Below are 775 nucleotides of genomic sequence, written 5' to 3'. Positions count from 1 at the left end.
TCCTTCATCGCCTCTGATTGCCTAGGCATCCACCGTGTACGCTTAGTCGCTTAACCTCACAACCCGAAGGTGTCTTTTTATCAGACGACACGAAACGTCATGGCTGTGCGTGGTGAACTTCTTCGTTGGGCAGGGTTCGCAATGCTCACGTACTTATGTACGCTGCGCTTGCTGCACGCTGTCCACCTTGAATTTCACACTGCTCGCTCATGCCACTCGCTTGTGTGTTTGATAAACACGTTCAAGTTGAGATTTTTGAGAGACTCTCACATTGTTTAAGCGATAAACAATGTGCGTTGTTTTCAATTTTCAGCTTGTTCCAGATTGTTAAAGAGCATAATTATTCGCAATAGACTATTTCTAATCTATTCTGAATAATCAGAAAGTTTATGGTGGAGCTAAGCGGGATCGAACCGCTGACCTCCTGCGTGCAAGGCAGGCGCTCTCCCAGCTGAGCTATAGCCCCATAAAGGTAATTCCAGTATCGATTCTCTCACTAAGAAAGAATTTTGAGTTAAATCGAATTTAGGCAAGGCATAACTTGGCGACGTTTACGTCTGGTAAACGAGCTGAGTTATAACGAAGCATCAATTCGATTTTGGTAGGCCTGAGTGGACTTGAACCACCGACCTCACCCTTATCAGGGGTGCGCTCTAACCACCTGAGCTACAAGCCTATCGATACCGTTACTCTATTTCATCAGACAATCTGTGTGAGCACTTCACAAAAACACTTCAATGGTAAGGAGGTGATCCAACCGCAGGTTCCCCTACGG

At 45.8% G+C, this 775-nt stretch carries 2 tRNA genes; both read right to left on the bottom strand.

The annotated features are described in order from the left end of the window. Positions 1-390: 390 nt before the first annotated feature. A tRNA-Ala gene (locus JK188_RS17605) sits at positions 391-466 on the bottom strand. Between the two features lie 133 nt (positions 467-599). Then, positions 600-676, bottom strand: a tRNA-Ile gene (locus JK188_RS17600). Positions 677-775: the final 99 nt, after the last annotated feature.

It is taken from the genome of Providencia sp. JGM181, from assembly GCF_018257375.1.
GTDB classification, from domain to species: Bacteria; Pseudomonadota; Gammaproteobacteria; order Enterobacterales; family Enterobacteriaceae; genus Providencia; species Providencia lanzhouensis.
Note: the sequence above shows the minus strand (reverse complement) of the source record. Positions and strands in the feature narration are given on the sequence as shown.